Source organism: Mesorhizobium sp. M7A.F.Ca.ET.027.03.2.1, assembly GCF_003999175.1.
GTDB lineage: Bacteria > Pseudomonadota > Alphaproteobacteria > Rhizobiales > Rhizobiaceae > Mesorhizobium.
The window spans coordinates 1-674 of the sequence record NZ_RZOM01001721.1 but is presented as its reverse complement, the minus strand read 5'-3'; the positions used below and the strand labels follow the sequence as shown (position 1 = coordinate 674).

The window sequence follows — 674 nt, the reverse complement described above, 5'->3', positions numbered from 1 at the left end:
GTCTTGCCGTCCACCTGACGTGGCGAAGCTGCGCAGGGGAACTCTGTCTGAACGCGGGAGCGCCGTTCGCAGAGCGTGGTCTCATCGCGCTCGCTGGGAGGGTTCGCATGAAGAAAATCTTGTTGGTTGCGTCCGCTGCTGCCATTTCGCTCGCCGCCTCGCCAGGACTGGCCCAAACGGACTGGGGGTCGATCCTGAGCAAGCATGACGGCGAGGCCGTGAACATCATGTCGATCCAGGACCCATTCATCGATGCGGTCCGGAAAATGTCGCCCCAATTCGAGGCTCTCACGGGTGCCAAGGTCACTACCGACGGGTTCGGCTACGATCCGCTGCACCAGAAGGAAATTCTCGCGTGCTCGCAAAAAGACAGCCAGTACGATGTTCTCTTCATCGATGGCATCTGGCTTGGTGAATTCGCAGACGCCGGCTGCATCGATCCGGTGCAGGACATCTGGAGCGACACGGATCCCAAGATCATTGCCTGGGACGATTATGTCGAGTCCTTCGCCGGTCAGGCGATGTGGGGAGATAAAAAGCTGTGCCTGCCAGTCGCAGCCTATTGGCAGATGGTTCACTACCGCAAGGACCTCTTCGACAAAGCTGGGCTGAAGCCACCGACCACTCTCAAGGAGACAATGGAGGACGCAAAGTTCTTCACCAACAACAAGGAC

The 674-nt window shown here is 58.3% G+C and carries 1 protein-coding gene; it reads left to right on the top strand.

Features of this window, described 5'->3' with window-relative positions; all coding sequences use genetic code 11:
* Positions 1-107 precede the first annotated feature (107 nt).
* Positions 108-674, top strand: a 567-nt coding sequence (locus EN750_RS37645; protein WP_127399493.1) for an extracellular solute-binding protein, incomplete at its 3' end; no start/stop codon positions are given.